Source organism: uncultured Eubacterium sp. (assembly GCF_934561735.1).
GTDB lineage: Bacteria > Bacillota > Clostridia > Oscillospirales > Acutalibacteraceae > Eubacterium_R.
In genome coordinates, this window is record NZ_CAKTGT010000003.1 from 1 (window position 1) to 20,103 (window position 20,103).

Here is a 20,103-nt window from a genome sequence, read left to right on the forward strand (position 1 = left end):
ATGCAGTTAAACTTAACAAAAGAATTACTTATCTGACAAGTTTATATGGTGGAAAGTACGCTCCCTAAATGCTATAATGATTTATAGTTAAGGGGGCGTATTTATGTTTTCGGATAATTTATTATACTTAAGAAACCTTAAAAGCTTATCGCAGGAACAAGTTGCCGAAGCAGTTGGTATTTCCCGCCAATCGTATTCCAAATGGGAACAAGGAGATACTTTTCCTGATATTGATAAATGCGATAAGCTGGCAGAATTTTACGGCATTACAATTGACTCGCTGATTCACGCCGATGAAAAAATAGGCAAAACAAAGATAGCACCTGCACCCATCGGCAAACACCTTTGGGGAACAGTTACTATCGGAAGCAAGGGACAAATTGTAATACCAAAAAACGCACGAGATACATTTGATATAAAAGAGGGCGACCGTCTTGTTGTGCTTGGAGACGAGTCGCAGGGTATCGCTTTAATCAAAGCAGAAATTTTTGAAAAGCAAATGCAAGAAATGTTGGAGCGTTCACAACGCTCTGCCGAATATTAAAACGGAGGTGAAAATTATGAAATGTCCGGAGTGTGGCAAAGAAATGAGAAACGGTTATTTGTTTTGCAGTAAAGACGGTGCTTTCAGCTTTGCAAACGAAGTACCGGGTGTGTTTACGGATGCGAAAAAAGCTGACGGATTTGTTAAAATTACCGAAGTTAAACCGAGTCACAGAACTAATATCGCCGCTTCAATTTGTGAGAATTGCAAAACTGTAATTTTGAAATATTAATACAAGTGTCACAACACAAAAAAAGCTATCCGAAAAAATCGGATAGCTTTTCATTTAGAGTTTATTTATTTCGTCAACAATGTTGAGGAGATTCTGTTCAAGCTCTTTTGCCTGCTCGTCATCTTCTTCATTGAGCACTTTTCAATCCTGTGGCTTATTGCCTCTCTTTGCAACAAGTTCTGCAAGAATTTGCTTGTGTTCTTTATCAGTCATTGCATATTTAAGAGTAGGCAAAGCCGAAAGGAACATACCGATTGCAGGTGGGATTGAAATGAGGAAGAACATTGCTTCAGCATATTTGCCGACACCGGAACCGCCGTCATATGTGATGAAGTTTGCACCATTTTCGATTGCCTTGTTGAGCTTGTCAACATTAACGCCGCTGTAACCTACAAAAGCGTATACGGCAGATGAAATGATTGTTGAAATACCTGCTGCAAGTTTTGTAATAAAGCTTTGACCTGAGAAGAATACGCCATCGGTACGAATACCGTTGTAATATTCCTCATAGTCTACACAGTCGGCAATCATAACTGACTGAAGAACATTGATACCGCCGAAAGCCGCACTTGCAAAAAGCATGCAAATACCGATAACGATTGACCAAGCTGTAGATGTAAGGTCACCGCCCGAAACTTTGAAGAATACAAAGATAAGAGCAAAAGGAACAGCACCTGCGATTGAATAGAAATTGTAAAGAGTTTTCTTTTCAACCTTTTTGATGATGAGCGGAGTAACGCCCATTGCAACGAACTGGCCTACAAAAAGACCGACTGCAACGCTGCCGAGACCGATAAGAATCTTGAAATTAATACCGGCAAGAGAACCGTCCTCGTTATACTTGAGGATGTTCATAATGTTGCCGTTTGCATAATAATATGTAACTAGAGTCATGGCAACAATCATAAGAAGCTGAATCGGGCTTCTGAGGATACCTGAAATAAGGATTTGTCTGAATGGCTTGTTACCGAACATAATTTGGAAGTTTTCCTTGAAAGTATAACTCTTTTCGGATTTTTCAACACGCTCTCTTGTAAAGATACCGGCAAACTCAAAAAGAATTGTTGCAACAACAGTCATAATAACAACTGTTACAATAAATGCCTTTTGCATATCGCCGTTGAACGCACCTGCAAGAGCCTGTGCAACTTGAACAACAAGAACGCCGATACCGCCGACGCCTGCAACCATACGGGCAAGACCCAAAATCTTGCTACGATCGTTTTCGTCCTCTGTCATAAGAGAAGTAAGACCCCAAAGAGGAATATCGCAAACAGTAAAGCACATACCCCAAGCGATGTAAGATACAGCCGCCCAGCCTACAATAAGCACTTTTTGTGCGGTTGACGATGCTTCGGCATAGTTGCCGTTGATAAATGTTAAAATAGTGATTACACCTATAATTGCAGGAAAAATAATAAGGTACGGTCTGCATTTACCCCATTTTGAATGAGTTTTATCAACAATAGTACCCATCATCGGGTCGTTTATGGCATCCCATATTCTGGCGATAGTCATAATCCAACCGAGAGCCATTGCCGGCAAACAAATTACATTCTGAAAATAGAAGTAAAGACCTGTTGCAACAATGTTGTAAATAAGGTTTTGACCAAACATACCGACAAGATATCCTGCCGCCTCTTTTTTGGTATAGGTTTTAGCTTTTGAATTCATTTTTACACCCCTTTTAAATATTATATATATAATAACAGATTATATAGAAATTAACAAGAGGTTTTTATAATTAAAAACAAATCGTGTATTTTTCTTGCCAAAAACGACAATTTACTTTGCTTAAAACTTATTACGGATTTTTTGGCAACAGACGGATTTTCAAATGTCGTAATAAAATTCGGAGTTTGCGAAACCATATGTACTGCATCAAGCAAACGGTTAAGCCCTCTTGCGGATTTTGTGGCAAACACCACGGGACATTCAAGAGCATAGGAGAGGCGTGTTTTATCTATTTTCATACCCATTCGCCTTGCCTTTTTTACATCGGTCAGATACAAAACACATTTTTGAAAATCGACCAAATCCACAAGAGTTTCAAAACAGCAAAAGACATCCACGGCAGAAAACACAACAACCCTGACATTTGCATCATCGGGTGCTTCAACACGATAGAGGGAGGATTTGTAATAAAACCTATCCCCTGTTCTTTTTCGAGAAAGCGGACAGGTCAGTTCGTGTACAAGGCTCTCACTTTCGCCGACAAAGCCGACGGTGCTTATTGATTTGATTTTGAGCATAAATATCACCACAGGATATACTATTACTTATCCTTGGGTTTTGTTACAAGGCTGACAACGAGTGCCGACAAAAGTGCAACGGTTATACCGCCTGCCGAAGCACAAAGCGGACCCGTCACAACGCCTAAAAAGCCTTTTTCTCTGATTGCATCTCTTGTTCCGCTTGCGAGAGCGGAACCGAAGCCTGTGAGCGGAAGCGTTGCACCTGCACCCGCAAAATCAATCAACTTGTCATAAACCCCGATACCGCCGAGCACAACGCCGAGGCACACAAACGAAACAAGGATTTTTGCCGGAGTGAGTTTGGTTAAATCAATCAAAAGTTGACCGACAACGCATATTAATCCGCCGACAACAAACGCTTTTAAAAACAACATAAAAAATCACCTAAATCTATTTTAACCGATTTAGGTGATTTTATTACATTGTTTAATTAGCCGAGGTCAATCGGATTTTCATTGTCGTACTTCGCTTTTCTGCCGTACTTTTCTTCAAATCCTGGATTAATATAGTCCTCAACGATTCTGCCGTCACGAATACGAACAACTCGTTCCGCCTCCATGGCAATCTCATTATCGTGAGTGATGACAATAACGGTTCTGCCCTCGTCCTTGAGTTGATGCAAAATCTTCATTACATCCTTTGTTGAACGAGTGTCGAGGTTACCTGTCGGCTCATCGGCAAGAATAACAGGTGGAGCCGCCGCAATGGCACGGGCAACCGCAACCCTCTGTTGCTGACCGCCTGACAAAGCCTTTGGCAAGTGGTCCATACGAGAACCAAGCCCAACTTTTTCAAGTGCTGCGATAGAAATCTTCCTGCGTTCGTCTTTTTTCATTCCACGATAAACAAGCGGAAGTTCAACATTTTCAAGTGCCGTAAGTGACGGAATGAGGTTGAAACCCTGAAAAATAAAGCCGATTTCCTCATTACGAATAACAGACATTTCGTCATCTGTAAGGTCGTCAACAAGCTTGCCGTTGATATAATATTCACCCTCTGTCGGAGTGTCAAGCAAGCCGATCATATTCATAAAGGTTGATTTACCCGAGCCTGACTGACCGATAATTGCAACAAATTCGCCACGGTCGATAGTAAGGCTGACGCCGTCGAGTGCGTTAACCTGATTTTCACCCGGATTATAAATCTTATACACATTTCTTACATCAACAAGGTGTTCCATAGAACTGCTCCTTTACTATAAGTATAACAAAATTATACAATTATTAATATTCAAAGTCAACAATAAGGAGTGAATATTCACACAGCATTTACAAATGCTATATACATAAACAAAAAATGAGGTGTTACTATGAGCATATCAAACAGCGATTATTCAAAAATGACAGACAAAGCAAGCCCCAATTCCCCTGTTGTGCCAAACTGCATAAGAGCGTTTTTGTTTGGCGGAGGAATATGTCTGTTTGCTCAACTGCTCAACACACTGTTTGAAAAAATCGGATTGAATGCAGACGAAGTTAAACTTGCAACACCGTCAACCGTCATAATAATAACGGCAATCCTGACCGGAATAGGAGTGTTTGACAAAATCGCACGCTATGCCGGAGCAGGAACAATTGTGCCGATTACAGGCTTTGCAAATTCCGTTGTTTCCCCTGCACTTGAATTCAGGCACGAGGGATATATACTCGGCACGGCGGCACAGATGTTTTCCATTGCCGGACCTGTAATTGTTTACGGCACTGCGACTTCCTTTTTGTACGGACTGATAATTTACATTTTCAAACTATATTAAATATGGTCTTTATATTGTTCGGCTGTTATGATACCGTCATTTACATTCAGCTTGCAAATTCGTGCATTGCGTGCGTCAAAGGCATCTGCTCCCAAGCCGTCATCATAATCCCTTGCGTGATAAATTGCGTACCACTGACCGTTTTCTTTAATCATGGAATGATGACCTGTGCCCTCTTCAAAATCATTTGCTTTCATCACAGGGCAATAGGTGTGGTCATCGGGATATTTTTCAAATTTAATTTTGCGAAGGTCGGTTTCGTCTGTTTTGGCTCTTGCATAGCCGATATAATAGGTCGGCTGTTCAAAGCAGTTGCCCGAATACATAACATACTGCCAATCGCCATCTTTAAAATAGAACGCTCCCTCAATAGTATGCCAATGCTGACCTTTTTTATATCTGTCACGGCGAAAAATATCCTCGTCAAGAGTAGGCACAACAACAGGCACAGGCTTGCCCTCAACCGTGAACGGGTCAAGGAGTTTGTCAACAACAATATAAGTGCCGATTCGGTCGCCCTCAAAGGTGTTTGTTGAATAGAAAATCCAAAGCCCCGCCTCATTTTGAACAACATGGGAATCAATAGAAAACGGGTCTATAAGTTGCTTTACAACCTTGAACGGACCAAGCGGATTGTCGGCAACGGAAACATGCATTGCTCCTCTGTGACCGCCCTTGTCGGGTGTGTAGCCCTCAATTTCAAACGAATTGTACATATAAAATTTGCCGTCAAGCTCTATAACGCTCGGTGCCCACCACGAATCGTGCTTGCCGTCTGTTAGAACCATTCCCTCAAACTTCCAGCCCTTTGTCAATTCATCCGACGAATAGGCGTAAATACCCGTGTGACCGGTAGTGTAAATATAGTATCTGCCGCCCGATTTTAATATAAATGGGTCTGCCTGACCGAGATAATTTTCCTTGTCAACTTCTAATAAGTGCATAATAAACTCCTGTTAATTTTTATTATTCTTTTCGGCTTCAAGTTCTGCTTTTTCCTTATAGAACATATTAGCCTTGAGATAAATTTCGATAAAGCCACGGATAACTTCCGCCATTTCGCCCTCTCTGTAATTGGGAAGAAGAATATGCTCGTCATCATCAATGGCAAGCGGACCTCTTTCAAAATCGTTGAAAGTCGGCATAAGCGAATAATTGGTCTTTGTCTTTACTATCGAAATCATAGTGAAATCCTTGGTAGCATTGGCAAAGCCTTTTTTCTTTGTGTAACGCTCGATAGTTGAAGTGTCAACGCTGTCGTTGTGCTTTTTTGTATAGCATGCATTGATTACCTTTTCAATATAATCCTCAAGTGCCTTATCGGTGTAAGGTGCTTTGAGAAGCAAAACAGTATCAATATCGGCAATTCCGTATTTGTCACTTTCGCCGCAAGGAATGCCGATTAAGTTTTCATTTTCGTCAACATAAACCGAAATTGTGTAAAACTCTCTGTCCATAACAAACCTCCGAATAATTCAGTATAATATAGAATTATATAATATATAATTGAAAATTTCAACAATAAATGATAATATAATAAAAAGCAGGTGACGATATGAAAAAAGCATTAATAACAGGCGGTGCAACGGGAATAGGCAAGGCAACGGCAATTTTGTTGAAACAAAACGGATATGATGTGTATATTACATACAACAAAACAGAGCCGAACTATAAAGTGAACGCAATCAAATGCAATCTTGAAAACATTGACGAAATAGAAAGCACCGTTGAATCAATCGGCAGAATTGACTTACTTGTGAACAACGCAGGTGTGTCTATCATAAAAATGATAAACGACATCACAGCCGAGGACTACGAAAAAATGACTGCCGTGAACGAAAGAGCGGTGTATTTTGCAAGCAAGTTTGCCGCACTTAAAATGATAAGAGAACAAAGCGGTGCGATAATCAACATCAGCTCAATGTGGGGGCAGGTCGGTGCTTCGTGCGAAACGCTGTATTCCATGACGAAGGCAGGGGTTATCGGACTGACAAAGGCACTTGCAAAGGAGCTTGCACCAAGCAACATAACCGTAAACTGTATTGCCCCGGGAATAATCGACACAAGAATGAACAATATGTTTGACGCCGAAGAATTGAAAGAGGAAGTACCTCTCGGCAGGCTCGGCACACCGGAAGAAATTGCAAAAGCCGTGCTGTTTTTTGCAGAAAGTCCGTACATCACGGGTCAGATTTTAGGCGTTAACGGCGGAATTATAATATAAAGATAAACCGTAAAGAGCACAAAACTCTTTACGGTTTTTATTTACTGCGGTGTAACAAGCAATGTAATCTTTTCACCTGTAAGTTTTGATTTTTTGTAATCCTTTGTAGGAGTAGGTCCACAGGCATTTGAGCCTACGCCGAGGTGATAAGAATCAAAATGCAAAAATGTTGTGTTGCATTCCTGAAGTTCCTCGATATGCTGAGCCTTTGCACATTGCTGCGAAGTGTAATGGTCTGCGGAAAAAGTCATTCTGTCGTTAAGCGACAGGAACATAAGACCGTTTCCGTCATCATCGGTAAGTTTTGCCCAGCGAACGCCCGAACGCATAGAAGATTCCTGCGGTTTGATATATTCTTCGTGCATATCGGCAACCTTTGTTTTATAAATACCGAGCATAGCGTGTTCGCAAAAATCAGGTGCATTTACGCTGTCGCCCATACCGTAATATTCAACATTTGAATATACTTTCGGCATTTCAAGAGTTAAGCCGAAACGAGGGGCAAAAATCAAATTCTTTGATTTTGTGCACTCGGCACTTACCTTAACTGCACCGTCATTATAAACTTCATAAGTAACGGTTACCTTGCAAACATTCTTTTTCTTAACTGTTGAAACAAAGTAATTTGATGTAATAACAACTCTGTTGCCGTCTGTTTTGAACACATCGGCAACGGCTTTCGGCTTCTTAACAAGTAATTTTTCGGTATCAAGTGCAAACGCTTTCCATATACGCTTAATATTAAGGTCGTTATCAATCGGTGCACGGTAAACGCTTATGCCAAAGCCCTTTGTACCTCCGAACGGTGCAGTGTTAATATATTCTCTGCCGTTCTTTTTATAGCTGATTACTTCGCCCGAAGCGGTGTCGAAAACAAACTCGCCGCCGTTAAAATAAACATAAATTCGTTTTTCGCTTGTTTCAACAACAGGAGCGTCTTTTTCGGTATTTTCATACACCTTAACATCATCCGCAAAGTTGACAATCTGTTCACTTGCAACCTCAAAATCGCCGTCAAGATATGTAAATACTATCGCTTCGTCACCTTTTGCATGCTCAATCTCAAGCTTAACAGTTTGATGAGAATGCGGCTCAACATCAAGGGAGAATTCACCGCTTTGTGCCACATTGCCTTCAACAAGATAATCCCATTTTACGGTGTAATCTGCCTTAGTAAAGCACTTGTAATTATGAAATTCAAAGCTGTCGCCGTTATGCTTAACAATACGAACGGGACGATAGCAATTTTTCATTTGCAAAGCACCCGAATGCGGAGTTCTGTCAGGGAAGAAAAGTCCGTCAACGCAGAAATTACTGTCGTGCTTGTTTTCGCCGTGGTCACCGCCGTATGTATATTTAATCGGTCCGTCTTCATGATAAATCGCATGGTCCGCAAATTCCCATATACAGCCGCCCATCATATTGTTTCCACGCAAAATTGCCTGAACATAATCTTCAAGTCCGCCTGCACCTACGCCCATAGCGTGAGCATATTCGCACATATAAAACGGCTTTGTATAAAACTTTTTAGGAAGTCCGGAGCCGTTTGCGATTTTGTTAACCTGCTTTTGCCACGGATACATCATGGAAATCACATCGTATGCCCATCTTCTTGTACGCACAACGCCCTCGTAATGAATAGGAATATCGGTGAGTTTTTTAAGTTGTTCATAGCAATAATCCTGATTTAAATATCCGTGTGCCTCGTTGCCGAGTGACCACATTGTGATGCCTGCGTGGTTTTTATCACGCTGAAACATTCTGTACACTCTGTCCCAATAGCGAGGTTGCCAAGCTTCGTTATGAGAGCATACGCCGGGTTTGTGAAGTTCCACTTCACATCCGTGAGATTCTATATCAGCCTCATCAACAACATAAACACCGTATTCATCGCACAAATCAAGGAATATCGGGTCGGGCGGATAATGAGAAGTACGAACGCAGTTGACATTGTACTCCTTAAAAATTCTAACATCTTTTTCCATATCCTCAACAGTCATAACATAGCCTGTTTTAGGGTTGGTATCGTGATGATTAACGCCCAAAAGTTTGATGTTTTTATTATTAAAAGTAAACACATTACCTGTAATTTTAATATGCTTAAAGCCTATCGGTCGGCGAATAAGTTCGACAATCTCGCCGTCCTTTGAAAGCGACACAACAAGAGTGTAAAGATTAGGTTCTTCGGCAGACCATTCCTTAACATCAAGCGACGAAAAAACGATTTTATCTATCTGCTTTGAATCAACATTTACGGATTTTGACGAAACAAGCTCGTTGCCGTCAAAAAGAGTTGCCGAAAATTCGCACTCATCAACAAGTTTGAGTGACGGCAAAACGGTTAAATCATATGTAAGGTCGGTGTTAAACTTGGTTTTTACCTCAAAATCATAAACGGAATTTTTATTGTTTTTGAAAAGCAAAACATCACGGAATATGCCGTTGTCACGGAACATATCCTGACATTCGAGATAAGTACCGTTTGTCCATTTGTGATTGACAACAACAAGGTGATTTTCGCCCTCAACAAGGAATTCGTCAAGTTCAAACTCAGCAGTGTTATGGCTGCCCTCGCTGTAGCCGACATACTTTTCGTTTACAAAAACATCAAGTCCGCCTGCAACGCCCAAAAACGAAAGGATATAATTTTTATCCAAATCGTCAATAGTAAAGGTTCTGTGATAAACGCCTACCGGGCAATCAACGGGAATCTCCGGCGGATTCGGCTTGAACGGATAACGGGAATTAAGGTAATACGGCTTTTCGTATCCCGTATGTTGCCATACCGACGGAACGCTTACCTTGTCAAAATCCGTTTTATCAATATCAAGTTCGCTCGGAAGTTCGGATTCTTTTTTGTAATAAACAAAGTCCCACTCTCCGGACATCACTTCAACCATCGATGATGAATAACGCTCGGTTCTTATATCCGTTTTTGCCATTTCTTCGGGTGACGAAAACGGAATAAAATACGAACGGGGTGTCAGCACATTATCTTTAAACACATCAAAGTTTTTATAATTATCGTTTTTAATTTTGAATTTCATAATTTCCCCTTTAAGCAATATCTACTTCAATTTTGCTATTGTTACGCCGTCCTCGCCCTCACCGTACTTGCCAAGGCGGAACTCGTCAATATTAGGATGGTGGCGAAGTTCTTCCGTTACAACGCTTCTGAGTACACCCGTACCCTTGCCGTGAATAATGCGAACCTCTGAAATTCCGTTGAGCACGCATTTGTCAATAAATATGCCAAGATTGCTGATAGCCTCCTCGGCTGTTTGACCTCTCAAATCAAGTTCGGTTTTTACATCCGCATCTGCACGGGAACTTGTGCGATAAAGATTTCTCTGCGGCTTGGTCGGTTTTTTCTTTTTCTTTTCAATCAGCATAAGGTCGGACATTTTAACTCTTGTTTTGAAAAGTCCCGACTTTACGGTGACATTATTATTTTTAACTTCGATTACTTCGCCCTCGCCGATACCCCTGATAATAACGGCATCGCCAACAACAACGGGACGGGGAAGTTTGTAATCGTCATCCCAATTATCCGCAATCTCCTGCGGATTGATAAGGTCGTCCATCTCACCCATTTGATTTTTAATCGCACGGCGGGTCTTTTTTGCAAGCTCCGTTGCGTTTTCGGGTGATTTTTCTTTTTTCATTTTTTCAAGTTCAAGAAGAAAATCAGACGATTGGCGTTTTGCTTGATTAATAAGTTTTTCGGCTTCTTTTTTTGCTTTTTCAAGTTCACGAGCCTTCAAGGTTTCTATTTTATCTTTTTCGGACTGTGCCTTAGAAGCCATCTTTCTTGCCTGCTCGGTTGCTTTTTCGGCGGATTTCTTTTCGTTTTCAAGCTCGTGGCGTGCGGCTTCGAGTTTATCAAGAACCGCTTCAAAATCTCTGTTATCCGAACCTACAATTTCTTCGGCACGGCTGATAACATCGTCCTCAATACCGATATGCCTTGAAATCGCAAAAGCGTTTGAACGCCCCGGTACGCCGATAAGCAAACGATATGTAGGTGACAATGTTTTAACATCAAATTCGCAACAACCGTTAACCACCCCATCGGTATCGAGTGCATAGGCTTTAAGCTCGGCGTAGTGAGTGGTTGAAAGTATTTTTGCGCCCTTTTGCCTCAATTTTTCAATAATCGCAACGGCAAGAGCGGCACCCTCGATAGGGTCTGTGCCGGCACCGAGTTCATCGATAAGTACAAGCGAACTCTCATCCGCTGCCTTTAAGATATTTGCAACATTGGTAATGTGTGACGAAAAGGTTGATAGATTTTGCTGAATACTCTGCTCGTCGCCTATATCAACCAAAATTTTATCAAAAACCGAAATTCTGCTTGACTGATATGCCGGAATGAGAAGTCCGCACATAGTCATAAGAGTAAGCAGTCCGACTGTTTTAATCGACACGGTTTTACCGCCGGTATTCGGACCGGTAATAACAAGAGTATCATATTTTTCGCCGAGAGAAATATCAATCGGCACAACCTTGTTTTTATCAATGAGCGGATGTCTTGCCTGCTTCAAATCAATAACGCCGTCGGTATTGATTATAGGTTTTGCCGCCTTCATTTTGTTTGCAAGGTGGGCTTTTGCAAAAATAAGATTAAGGTCAACTGCGGCTTCATAGCTGTGCTTTATGCTTTCGCCGAAATTGCCTGCTTCAACCGACAGTTCAAACAAAATACGGTTGATTTCTTCCCTTTCCTTGCCCTTGAGCACTTTAATATCATTATTCGCCTCAACAACGGAAATCGGCTCGATAAACACGGTTGAGCCGGAAGAAGATGTATCGTGCACCAAGCCTTGAACATTACCCCTGCATTCGCTTTTTACAGGCACAACAAATCGACCGTCACGCTGAGTAACAATAGCCTCCTGCAAAAACTTTGTATAATGCGGCGAATGAATCATAGCGTCAAGTTTGTCACGAATCGAGGCGGATTTTGCTCTGATTTTGCGGCGAATGTCATACAAAGCCTCACTCGCCTTGTCGGAAATTTCCTCCTCGCTGATGATACAAGTAAAAATTTTATCTTCAAGATACTTATTAACCGTTATGCTCTCAAACAAATTATCAAGCGTTGTCCTAACCCCGCTGCAATGACCATGCCACTCATAAAGTGTACGGATTGAACGCAGAGTTGACGCAATATTGAGAAGCTCACGTGTATTAAGCTCGCCGCCTGCCGAAGCACGGGCAAGAGAGCCGTTTACATTATAAAGACCTCCGAATGACGGAGCACCGAAGCGTGCAAGGAGCGAATAAGCATCCTCTGTTTGATTAATCATATTGCACACGGCAACAAAATCCGAAGTGGGCTTAATATTAAGTGCCATTTCGGCGGCATCCTCACACGAAGTTTCGTTTTTTAACATTTCAAGAACTTTGTCAAGTTCAAGAGTTTCATAATTCTTTTCCATAATTATATAATCACTTTATAAAATTCCAAAGTAGTCAGTTTTCCGTCAACACGGGAGAGCAGATATTTTTCAACAGTTGAGCAAAGAAGAGCCATATTTTCATCGCTAAGCGAAAATGAAAACACCTTGCCGAGATCAACAAAGCAAATAAATCTCATAGCGGTAATGACCGCAAGCGGAAGTTCAACGGCATTGTTACGATAACAATCCTTGCAATAAATACAGGCTTCCTCGGGGTCAAAATACATAATATCGGTTTCGTATGTACCGCAACGGTAACAAGCCGTCAAATCGGGCATATATCCGCCGAGTGCAAGCATACGCAGTTCAACAGCAACCTTAATGAGCGAGTGACTTTTTTTGCCTTGGCACAAAAGGTACAAGGCGTTTAAAAGCAATCTGAGCATACCCGGCATCGGCTGTTCCTCCGAGCCTAAAAAACAGGCAAGCTGTGCAAAATACTGTGCAAGCGACAAGGTTTCTATATCCGAGCGGAGATTAAAAAACACCTCGATTGAGGTTGCATTGTCGATAACATACGCTTCCTTGCTTCTGTAAAGCGAAAACTCGCTGTATGCAAAAAGCGAGGTTGCAGATAAATTTTGACTTTTAATAGTCTTTGCACGGCGGACAAAAGCCTTAATCAGCCCAAAATCTTCGGTGATAACGGTAACGAGTTTATCGCTCTCCCCCACCGTCTGTTCTCTGATTATAAGTCCCTTTGTTTTTGTCTGCATCAGTCTGCACAACCTCGTTTTTATTTTCTGATTGTTTATATTTCAAGTAGTCCGAAACGCTTCCCGTAGACACAAAGTTTTGCCACAAATTATCCATAAAAAACACCACCGTTACTATTTTATCCTATGGTGCTTTAAATGATTTGTGCCAAATTAATCCAAACCGAAATTGTGAATTAATCCCTCACGGTTACGCCAATCTTCCTTTACTTTTACCCAAGTTTGAAGATTTACTTTTATGCCAAAAAAGTTTTCCAAATCCTGACGGGCATAAGTTGATATTTTTTTGAGCATGGCACCCTTTTTACCGATAACCATACCCTTGTGACTTTCACGCTCGCAATAAATAATTGCTTCAATATCAAGAATATCCTGATTGTCACGCTCACGCATTTTTTCGATAGACACGGCAATGCCGTGCGGAACTTCTTTGTCCATAAGTCTGAGAATTTTTTCTCTGATAATCTCTGCGGCAAGCACTCTTTCGGGCTGGTCGGTGAGAGTATCATCAGGGAAAAAGTGCGGAGAATCAAACGCAAGCTTTTTCATCTCGTCAACAAGTTCATCAATATGTTCGCCTGTTGAAGCACAAACAGGAACGATTGCTTCAAAATCGAACAACTTGTTAAGTTCCACTATGCGTTCAAGAAGTTCTTCCTTATCCTTAATCATATCGATTTTATTAATTGCAAGGATTACGGGCACTTTAAGTTTTTTAAATTTTTCAATCAGCTCATATTCGCCTTTTTTGATGTCGCCCTTTGATTCAACAACAAAAAGGCAAGCATCAACACCGCCGATTGAGTCGCCGACAGCCTGATTCATTTTTTCACCGAGTTTGTTATGAGGCTTGTGATAGCCCGGAGTATCGGTAAAGACAAGCTGTGTTTCACCCTCGGTGAGAACGCCCATAATCTTTGTGCGGGTAGTTTGCGGCTTTGAGGACACAATGGCGATTTTTGTACCCAAAAGTTTGTTAAGTATAGATGATTTACCCACATTAGGGCAACCTACAATAGCAATAAATGCTGTTTTTGTCATTAATTATTCTCCCATATAATAGCTGTTGTCACGCTTAAGTCCGATTTTGGTAAGAACTTCCTCTTCCTTTTCACGCATATGTACCTGCTCGATACCGCCGTTTTCGTGGTCGTATCCAAGCAAGTGAAGCATTGAATGAACAGTCAAAAATCCGATTTCTCTTTGAAGAGAGTGGTTATAAGCCTTTGCCTGCTCCATAGCTTTCGGCACGCTTATAACGATATCGCCGAGAATTTTTGCACCTGTATCCATATTTGTATCGTACTCTCCGTTTTCGCCCATAGGGAATGAGAGCACATCTGTTTCTCTGTCTACATTTCTATATTGTGCGTTAAGCTCGTGAATTCTCTCATTATCCACAAAACAAACGCTCACTTCTGCATCCGAGCCGAATTTTTCAGCCTGCAAAACCGCATTACAACAGCGGCGAATCAACATTCTTATTCCTCTGGGAACAGTAATTTCTTTTTGTTCGTCGGAGATTATAACTTTTACTTTATTCATTACTTATCTTCTCCTTTTCTTTTTTTCATTTGCTTTTCGTCATATTTTTCATACGCTTTGATAATATCCTGAACAAGTCTGTGGCGAACCACATCCTTTTGAGTAAACTTGATAATCTCAATATCATCAACATCTTTGAGGATATTCAAAACGGTTTTAAGTCCCGATTTTTTACCGTCGGGCAAGTCAATCTGTGTAATATCGCCGGTAACAACCATCTTTGACCTGAAGCCGAGTCGGGTCAAAAACATTTTCATTTGCTCCGGTGTGGTATTTTGTGCTTCGTCAAGAATAATAAAGCTGTCGTCAAGAGTTCTGCCTCGCATATATGCAAGCGGTGCAACTTCGATTGCTCCCCTCTCCTGATAATTTTGAAAATTCTCCGCACCGAGCATATCAAACAAAGCATCATAAAGCGGTCGGAGATAAGGGTCTACCTTGCTTTGCAAATCGCCCGGTAAAAATCCGAGTTTTTCGCCCGCCTCAACAGCCGGTCTTGTAAGAATAATTCTGTTAACCTGCTTTGCTCTGAACGCCGTAACCGCCATGGCAACGGCAAGATAGGTTTTACCCGTTCCGGCAGGACCAACGCCAAATGTGATTGTGTGGTCATCGATAGCCTGAGTGTATTTCTTTTGACCGAGAGTTTTAGGCTTAACCGGTCTGCCCTTTGCGGTTATACAAATAGAATCGTTTGTCATTGAAGCGATTTTATCTTCGTTGCCCTCATTGACAAGCGAAAGAACATATCTTACATTTTGGTCGGTAAGAGCCTCGCCCTTGCCGATAAGCACAAGAAGCGAATTAATTGTTCTGACAGCCTTTGACACATCTTCGGCATCACCCATAATCTTTAAATCCGAACCTCGTGACACAATACTTACGCCGAACTCACGCTCAATCATACGGATATTTTCGTCAAACGAGCCGAAAAGCGATACCGCCTGGTCCATTGCCTCAATCGTTATTGTTTGTTCTGTCATATATTTCCGCCTTTACCGAATCAATTTTTCTGTCCGTAACTTCAAGCACGGTAAATCTTACTCCGCCGTATTCCACGGCTTCGCCCTTGCTATCTTCGTTAGGAACTGTGCCAAGCCTGTTGATAACAAATCCCGCAACAGTATTATAATCACCCTCCGGCAAATTAATACCAAGTGCTTCCTCAACATCTTCTATATCGCACGCACCGTCAAAAACAAAGGTGTCGTCATCAATCTTTGTAACCGATTGTTCCTCATCGTCGTACTCGTCTTCAATTTCGCCTACAAGTTCCTCGATAATATCTTCCAAAGTAACAAGTCCGGCGGTTCCGCCGTATTCATCAACAACAATGGCAAGTTGAATATGCGTTTCGGTCATTTGAGCAAAAAGTTTGCCGCAAGGGATAGTTTCGGGAACAAAAAGCGGAGTGCGGATATAATCTTCGATCTTTTCGCCTTTAGGAATTTCCGTGCCGACAAACTTGAGCAAGTCTTTAACATAAACAATGCCCTTGATATTGTCAAGATCTTCTTCATAAACCGGAATACGGGAAAAGCCCTCATCAATCGCAACCTTAACAACATCGATTATTTCCCCGGTAATTTCAACGGCGGCAATATCCGTTCTGTGGGTCATAATATCGCCGACATTAGTATCGTGAAATTCAAAAAGATTGTTGATGATGTCCCTTGTTGATTTTTCAAGTTCGCCCTCGTCATCATCAACAAGTTGCTTAATTTCTTCTTCGGTTGAACTTTCTTTTTTAAACAAGCGTTTTAAACTGCCGATAGCCATAAAGGCATATACCTCCGATTTAACAAAATTATACAGTAATCCATTCTGCTATATTATAATATATAAATATTAATTTGTAAAGTGTTAAGTAATATGTTATTATATATCAAAATGAGGTGACGGCAAAATGCTTGAAAAGATACAAGACAAAAATATTTGGGACACCCTGAAAGACAGCAAAAAGCCCATTGTGTTGTACGGAATGGGACTCGGTGCAGAAAAAATTATGGCAGAGCTTGAACAAAGAGGGCTAAAGGCAGACGAAGTTTTTGCAAGTGATGAATTTGTAAGAGGTCATTCGTTCAAGGGCTACAAGGTGCTCAAATACAGTGAGGTTTGCGAAAAACACGACGACTTCAACATTGTTCTTTGCTTTGCAAGCCACATTGACAGTGTTATTGAACACATCGAAAAGATAAACAGCGAGCACACGGTGTTTGCACCCGATGTTCCCGTTGCCGGCGGAGGACTTTTCACCCGTGAATACATTGCCGAGAACGAGGCAAAATTTGACGAGGTATATTCTCGACTTGCGGATGAAGAAAGCAAAAGAGTTTATCTTGATATTCTTTCATTCAAGGTGTCGGGCAAAATTGAATATTTGCTACGCTCATTTGGAGAAAAAGACAAGGTTTATTCAGAAATTTTGAAGTTGACCGACAACGAAGAAATCATTGATTTGGGTGCGTATGACGGCGACACGATAAGAGAATTTACAGCCGCAACAAATGGTAAATACAAGCACATCACCGCACTTGAACCTGACGCAAAAAGCTACAAAAAACTGCTGAAAAACACCGACGGCATGGAGAATTTGACAACGCTGAACATGGGTGCGTGGAGCAAAAAAGACACGCTGATTTTCAGCGCAGACGCAGGGCGAAACAGCAAACTTTCATCAAGCGGAACAAGCGTTGAAGTGACCGATATTGACAGTCTGAACATCCCTGCAACATTCATCAAAATGGACATTGAGGGAAGCGAAATGAAGGCACTTGAAGGCATGGAAAGAACCATAAAATCACAACTGCCAAAGCTATACATCTGTGCATATCACAGAAACGAGGACTTATTTGCTCTGCCGCTTAAAGTGTGGGAACTTAACGAAAACTACAAAATATATTTCAGGCATTCAAAATACATTCCTGCGTGGGAAAGCAATTTTTACTGTGTAAACTGCCGATAAAGACCCTGAAACACGCCGATAAACATATTCTTTTTAACATAAAAAACGGACATTCTTACAATTGCGAGAAAGTCCGTTTGTATTTTTATTATTCCGCTTCTTTATGTCTTTCTATAAGAACATTGAGCATTTCTTGGTGAGATTTGCTTGTAATCTCGTACTTAACAGTAGGAATGATTGAAATTGCCATACCGATTGCAGGCGGAATTGTGAGCAAGAACCACATTGCCTTTGAATAATTTTGAAAATCGGTTGCAAACGACGCACCGTTGGCAATGGCTGTATTCATTTTTTCAATGTTAACATCGGAATAGCCGACTGCGGCATAGACATAAGCCGAAATAATTGAAGCAATACCCGTTGAAAACTTTTGGATAAAGCTTTGACCTGCAAAAAACACACCGTCAGGACGGTAATTGTGATGATAGTCCTCATAGTCTATACAGTCGCTTATCATAACGCTTTGGCAAACCATAACCGCACCAAAGCCGATTCCGGCAAAAAGGAGCAGCACGCCGTCGATAACTACCCAACCAATTTTGGCAAGTTCGGTAGGAGCGATAAGATAAGTAACAAACAGCAAAGCCATAGGCAAAGCGGAAAAACCTGTAAGATTGTAAAGCGTTTTTACATCAATCTTTTTCATAAGCACAGGGCAAAGTGCCGTTGCACCGAACTGACCGATAAAGAACGCACCGCCAATGATAACAGCGGTAAGGAATGTTTTGCCGTTGCTGAACGCATTGGTTAAATCGCCGCCGCAATAGTAATATGTAAACAAAGTCATTACAACTGTTGCGAGGAGCTGAAGCGGAGCACGGAGAATACCGGAAATCAAAAGTCTTCTGAACGGTTTGCAGTTCCACATAAGAGCAAACGATTCTTTCATCGTTTTTCTTTCATCCGTATTAGGTACTCGTTCTTTAACGCCCAAGCCTGCACATTCAAAAAGAATTGACGACACAATCGTCATTGCGATTCCAACAACGATAAAGCCCTTTTGTGCACTTTCACTTTCGCCGAATGCTTTGTTAGCCGCCTGACTGAGAGCAACAACCGACACAATACCGAGACCTGCCGCAACGGAAGAAACTATTCTTGCAAGTGCTATAAGATTTGCTCTGTCTTTTTCAACCTCACTCATACGGCTGATGACACCCCAAAGCGGAACATCGCCCGCCGTGTAAGACATACCCCAAAGAACATAAGACACAGCTGCCCAAGTTACAATCAGCACCATAGCGGTTGTATTGCCGTTTTCTTTAGCCACGGCATAATTTCCGTTGAGGAATGAAACACAGGTAATCACGCAAATTACAAACGGAGCAAAAAGAAGATAAGGCTTGCACTTGCCCCATTTTGTTCGTGTTCTGTCAACAATCGAGCCCATCATCGGGTCGTTGATTGCATCCCAAATTCTTGCGATTGCAAAAATCCAGCCGAGTGCCACAGCCGGCAGACAAATTACATTTTGAAAATAATAGTAAAGTCCTGCCGTAACAACATTGTAAATAAGATTTTGACCGAAAAGGCCGGTTAAAAACATACCGGCTTCTTTTTTTGTATAAGTTAATCTTTCGTCCATAATAACCCCTTTTAAAAATCAGGACAAAAAAGGACGATTCCACCGAACCGCCCTTTTAACATTATTCGCTATAAAATTGTGACTTACGCAGCCTTTTCCTCTGCTGTATCGTCTTTCTTTTCTCTCATAAGTACAAACTTTTCCATTGGGAAGAGAACTACCATCTGAACAAAACCTGCTGCCATAGAAGCAAGAAGACGGGCGATAGACTCGTTTGTAACTATCTTGAGGAACCAGTTGCTTGCTTCAACCTTGAGGAGTGCACCAACGATTGCACCCTGCATCCATGTTGAGAAGAGGATGAGTGCAAGAAGAAGCACGATGTAAATAACAAAGTTGTACCAAGCAGAATCAGACTTGAATGTTGTCTTTTTATTCTGATAGAAACCGTAAATGTTAGCGATAAGGTTTGAAAGAAGGAACGGAAGTACATAACCCCAGGTTACTACACCGTCGATAACATACTTTGTAGCTTCTTTTGAGCCTGCTGTAAACATTGTAGGTGTGAAAATGCCTCTTAAAAATTCAGGAAGCAATGTGTGGATTTGGTCGCATACCAAAGGAAGCAAAGCCGCAAGTGCCAACTGAATGATTGTTACAAGACCCGATACAACAAGGAACTTTACAAGTTGCCAAAGAGTCTTGATGAAACTACCCTTTTCTTCGGCAGCGTTATCAATGCCGCCAAGACTGAATTTTTTCTTTTCGTCTGCCATAAATTTACTCCTTAAAAATTATGTTTTCTATGTAAATAGCGAATTTACTAAATCATTATAACAATTTTTATTCCAATATGCAACAATTATTTTAGTAAAAACATAC

Annotated in this window: 20 protein-coding genes; 5 read left to right on the forward strand and 15 right to left on the reverse strand. The window is 41.3% G+C overall.

The window, feature by feature from the left end; genetic code table 11:
* Positions 1 to 103 precede the first annotated feature (103 nt).
* A complete protein-coding gene (locus Q0E08_RS03390; protein ID WP_294776941.1) occupies positions 104 to 544 on the forward strand; it encodes a helix-turn-helix domain-containing protein in 441 nt (146 codons plus the stop codon).
* 16 nt (positions 545 to 560) lie between these two features.
* On the forward strand, positions 561 to 776 hold the full coding sequence (locus tag Q0E08_RS03395; RefSeq protein ID WP_078768905.1) for a PF20097 family protein: 216 nt from the start codon (positions 561 to 563) through the stop codon (positions 774 to 776).
* 141 nt (positions 777 to 917) lie between these two features.
* On the opposite strand, the gene Q0E08_RS03400 is transcribed toward Q0E08_RS03395, so the two are convergent.
* Genes Q0E08_RS03400 through Q0E08_RS03415 form a run of 4 tightly spaced genes read right to left on the reverse strand, consistent with a single transcriptional unit; the run spans position 918 to position 4,211 of the window.
* The gene (locus Q0E08_RS03400) at positions 918 to 2,450 is read right to left on the reverse strand and encodes an MFS transporter (RefSeq protein ID WP_294776966.1); all 1,533 of its coding nucleotides are present in this window, start codon (positions 2,448 to 2,450) and stop codon (positions 918 to 920) included.
* Positions 2,451 to 2,500: 50 nt separating this feature from the next.
* The gene (locus Q0E08_RS03405) at positions 2,501 to 3,028 is read right to left on the reverse strand and encodes a FeoB small GTPase domain-containing protein (RefSeq protein WP_294776981.1); all 528 of its coding nucleotides are present in this window, start codon (positions 3,026 to 3,028) and stop codon (positions 2,501 to 2,503) included.
* Between the two features lie 23 nt (positions 3,029 to 3,051).
* Complete coding sequence (spoVAE, locus tag Q0E08_RS03410; RefSeq protein ID WP_294776984.1) at positions 3,052 to 3,405, reverse strand: stage V sporulation protein AE; 354 nt, start codon at positions 3,403 to 3,405, stop codon at positions 3,052 to 3,054.
* A gap of 56 nt (positions 3,406 to 3,461) precedes the next feature.
* Complete coding sequence (locus Q0E08_RS03415; protein WP_294776986.1) at positions 3,462 to 4,211, reverse strand: ABC transporter ATP-binding protein; 750 nt, start codon at positions 4,209 to 4,211, stop codon at positions 3,462 to 3,464.
* 129 nt (positions 4,212 to 4,340) lie between these two features.
* Here Q0E08_RS03415 and spoVAC point away from each other — a divergent pair, with 129 nt between their 5' ends.
* Positions 4,341 to 4,784 (forward strand): stage V sporulation protein AC, encoded by a 444-nt coding sequence (spoVAC, locus tag Q0E08_RS03420; protein ID WP_294776989.1) that lies wholly within the window; start codon positions 4,341 to 4,343, stop codon positions 4,782 to 4,784.
* Here the strand turns inward: spoVAC and Q0E08_RS03425 are convergent.
* Together Q0E08_RS03425 and Q0E08_RS03430 are read right to left on the reverse strand one after the other, a co-directional pair.
* Entirely contained in the window at positions 4,781 to 5,728 is a 948-nt protein-coding gene (locus Q0E08_RS03425) for a glycoside hydrolase family 43 protein (protein WP_294776993.1), read from the reverse strand. The two genes, spoVAC and Q0E08_RS03425, sit on opposite strands and share 4 nt — an antisense overlap.
* Positions 5,729 to 5,740: 12 nt before the next feature.
* Positions 5,741 to 6,241, reverse strand: a complete 501-nt coding sequence (locus tag Q0E08_RS03430; protein WP_294776996.1) for a hypothetical protein — start codon at positions 6,239 to 6,241, stop codon at positions 5,741 to 5,743.
* Positions 6,242 to 6,339: 98 nt separating this feature from the next.
* On the opposite strand from Q0E08_RS03430, the gene Q0E08_RS03435 reads away from it, so the two are divergent.
* Positions 6,340 to 7,008, forward strand: coding sequence for an SDR family oxidoreductase (locus tag Q0E08_RS03435; RefSeq protein ID WP_294776999.1), 669 nt, complete (start codon positions 6,340 to 6,342; stop codon positions 7,006 to 7,008).
* A 41-nt stretch (positions 7,009 to 7,049) separates the two neighbouring features.
* Here Q0E08_RS03435 and Q0E08_RS03440 read toward each other — a convergent pair whose 3' ends face one another.
* The 7 genes from Q0E08_RS03440 to Q0E08_RS03470 form a co-directional block, all read right to left on the reverse strand.
* Positions 7,050 to 10,055 carry a glycoside hydrolase family 2 TIM barrel-domain containing protein gene (locus Q0E08_RS03440; protein WP_294777003.1) on the reverse strand — a complete coding sequence of 1,002 codons (3,006 nt, stop codon included), beginning with the start codon at positions 10,053 to 10,055 and terminating at the stop codon, positions 7,050 to 7,052.
* A 21-nt stretch (positions 10,056 to 10,076) separates the two neighbouring features.
* Positions 10,077 to 12,449, reverse strand: coding sequence for an endonuclease MutS2 (locus tag Q0E08_RS03445; RefSeq protein ID WP_294777005.1), 2,373 nt, complete (start codon positions 12,447 to 12,449; stop codon positions 10,077 to 10,079).
* Between the two features lie 2 nt (positions 12,450 to 12,451).
* Positions 12,452 to 13,186 (reverse strand): DNA repair protein RecO, encoded by a 735-nt coding sequence (gene recO, locus Q0E08_RS03450; RefSeq protein WP_294777008.1) that lies wholly within the window; start codon positions 13,184 to 13,186, stop codon positions 12,452 to 12,454.
* A 153-nt stretch (positions 13,187 to 13,339) separates the two neighbouring features.
* Positions 13,340 to 14,227 carry a GTPase Era gene (era, locus tag Q0E08_RS03455; protein ID WP_294777011.1) on the reverse strand — a complete coding sequence of 296 codons (888 nt, stop codon included), beginning with the start codon at positions 14,225 to 14,227 and terminating at the stop codon, positions 13,340 to 13,342.
* A 3-nt stretch (positions 14,228 to 14,230) separates the two neighbouring features.
* Positions 14,231 to 14,731 carry an rRNA maturation RNase YbeY gene (gene ybeY / locus Q0E08_RS03460; protein WP_294777014.1) on the reverse strand — a complete coding sequence of 167 codons (501 nt, stop codon included), beginning with the start codon at positions 14,729 to 14,731 and terminating at the stop codon, positions 14,231 to 14,233.
* Positions 14,731 to 15,714, reverse strand: a complete 984-nt coding sequence (locus Q0E08_RS03465; protein WP_294777019.1) for a PhoH family protein — start codon at positions 15,712 to 15,714, stop codon at positions 14,731 to 14,733. Before Q0E08_RS03465 ends, ybeY begins: the two co-directional genes overlap by 1 nt.
* Positions 15,689 to 16,510: a hemolysin family protein gene (locus Q0E08_RS03470; RefSeq protein WP_294777022.1), complete on the reverse strand. Its 822-nt coding sequence runs from the start codon at positions 16,508 to 16,510 to the stop codon at positions 15,689 to 15,691. The genes Q0E08_RS03465 and Q0E08_RS03470 overlap by 26 nt, the downstream gene beginning before the upstream one ends.
* A gap of 127 nt (positions 16,511 to 16,637) precedes the next feature.
* On the opposite strand from Q0E08_RS03470, the gene Q0E08_RS03475 reads away from it, so the two are divergent.
* The gene (locus tag Q0E08_RS03475) at positions 16,638 to 17,696 is read left to right on the forward strand and encodes an FkbM family methyltransferase (RefSeq protein WP_294777025.1); all 1,059 of its coding nucleotides are present in this window, start codon (positions 16,638 to 16,640) and stop codon (positions 17,694 to 17,696) included.
* A gap of 88 nt (positions 17,697 to 17,784) precedes the next feature.
* Here Q0E08_RS03475 and Q0E08_RS03480 read toward each other — a convergent pair whose 3' ends face one another.
* Both Q0E08_RS03480 and Q0E08_RS03485 read right to left on the reverse strand, forming a co-directional pair.
* A complete protein-coding gene (locus Q0E08_RS03480) occupies positions 17,785 to 19,281 on the reverse strand; it encodes an MFS transporter (RefSeq protein ID WP_294777027.1) in 1,497 nt (498 codons plus the stop codon).
* A gap of 83 nt (positions 19,282 to 19,364) precedes the next feature.
* Complete coding sequence (locus Q0E08_RS03485) at positions 19,365 to 19,997, reverse strand: hypothetical protein (protein WP_078768923.1); 633 nt, start codon at positions 19,995 to 19,997, stop codon at positions 19,365 to 19,367.
* Positions 19,998 to 20,103: the final 106 nt, after the last annotated feature.

Coding starts and splice junctions, on each gene's coding strand:
- Q0E08_RS03440 (WP_294777003.1), bottom strand. CDS start 10,055: ATGAAATTCAAAATTAAAAACGATAATTATAAAAACTTTGATGTGTTT.
- Q0E08_RS03400 (WP_294776966.1), bottom strand. CDS start 2,450: ATGAATTCAAAAGCTAAAACCTATACCAAAAAAGAGGCGGCAGGATAT.
- recO (WP_294777008.1), bottom strand. CDS start 13,186: ATGCAGACAAAAACAAAGGGACTTATAATCAGAGAACAGACGGTGGGG.
- Q0E08_RS03465 (WP_294777019.1), bottom strand. CDS start 15,714: ATGACAGAACAAACAATAACGATTGAGGCAATGGACCAGGCGGTATCG.
- spoVAC (WP_294776989.1), top strand. CDS start 4,341: ATGAGCATATCAAACAGCGATTATTCAAAAATGACAGACAAAGCAAGC.
- Q0E08_RS03485 (WP_078768923.1), bottom strand. CDS start 19,997: ATGGCAGACGAAAAGAAAAAATTCAGTCTTGGCGGCATTGATAACGCT.
- Q0E08_RS03475 (WP_294777025.1), top strand. CDS start 16,638: ATGCTTGAAAAGATACAAGACAAAAATATTTGGGACACCCTGAAAGAC.
- Q0E08_RS03445 (WP_294777005.1), bottom strand. CDS start 12,449: ATGGAAAAGAATTATGAAACTCTTGAACTTGACAAAGTTCTTGAAATG.
- Q0E08_RS03390 (WP_294776941.1), top strand. CDS start 104: ATGTTTTCGGATAATTTATTATACTTAAGAAACCTTAAAAGCTTATCG.
- Q0E08_RS03395 (WP_078768905.1), top strand. CDS start 561: ATGAAATGTCCGGAGTGTGGCAAAGAAATGAGAAACGGTTATTTGTTT.
- Q0E08_RS03480 (WP_294777027.1), bottom strand. CDS start 19,281: ATGGACGAAAGATTAACTTATACAAAAAAAGAAGCCGGTATGTTTTTA.
- Q0E08_RS03430 (WP_294776996.1), bottom strand. CDS start 6,241: ATGGACAGAGAGTTTTACACAATTTCGGTTTATGTTGACGAAAATGAA.
- ybeY (WP_294777014.1), bottom strand. CDS start 14,731: ATGAATAAAGTAAAAGTTATAATCTCCGACGAACAAAAAGAAATTACT.
- era (WP_294777011.1), bottom strand. CDS start 14,227: ATGACAAAAACAGCATTTATTGCTATTGTAGGTTGCCCTAATGTGGGT.
- Q0E08_RS03405 (WP_294776981.1), bottom strand. CDS start 3,028: ATGCTCAAAATCAAATCAATAAGCACCGTCGGCTTTGTCGGCGAAAGT.
- Q0E08_RS03435 (WP_294776999.1), top strand. CDS start 6,340: ATGAAAAAAGCATTAATAACAGGCGGTGCAACGGGAATAGGCAAGGCA.
- spoVAE (WP_294776984.1), bottom strand. CDS start 3,405: ATGTTGTTTTTAAAAGCGTTTGTTGTCGGCGGATTAATATGCGTTGTC.
- Q0E08_RS03415 (WP_294776986.1), bottom strand. CDS start 4,211: ATGGAACACCTTGTTGATGTAAGAAATGTGTATAAGATTTATAATCCG.
- Q0E08_RS03470 (WP_294777022.1), bottom strand. CDS start 16,510: ATGGCTATCGGCAGTTTAAAACGCTTGTTTAAAAAAGAAAGTTCAACC.
- Q0E08_RS03425 (WP_294776993.1), bottom strand. CDS start 5,728: ATGCACTTATTAGAAGTTGACAAGGAAAATTATCTCGGTCAGGCAGAC.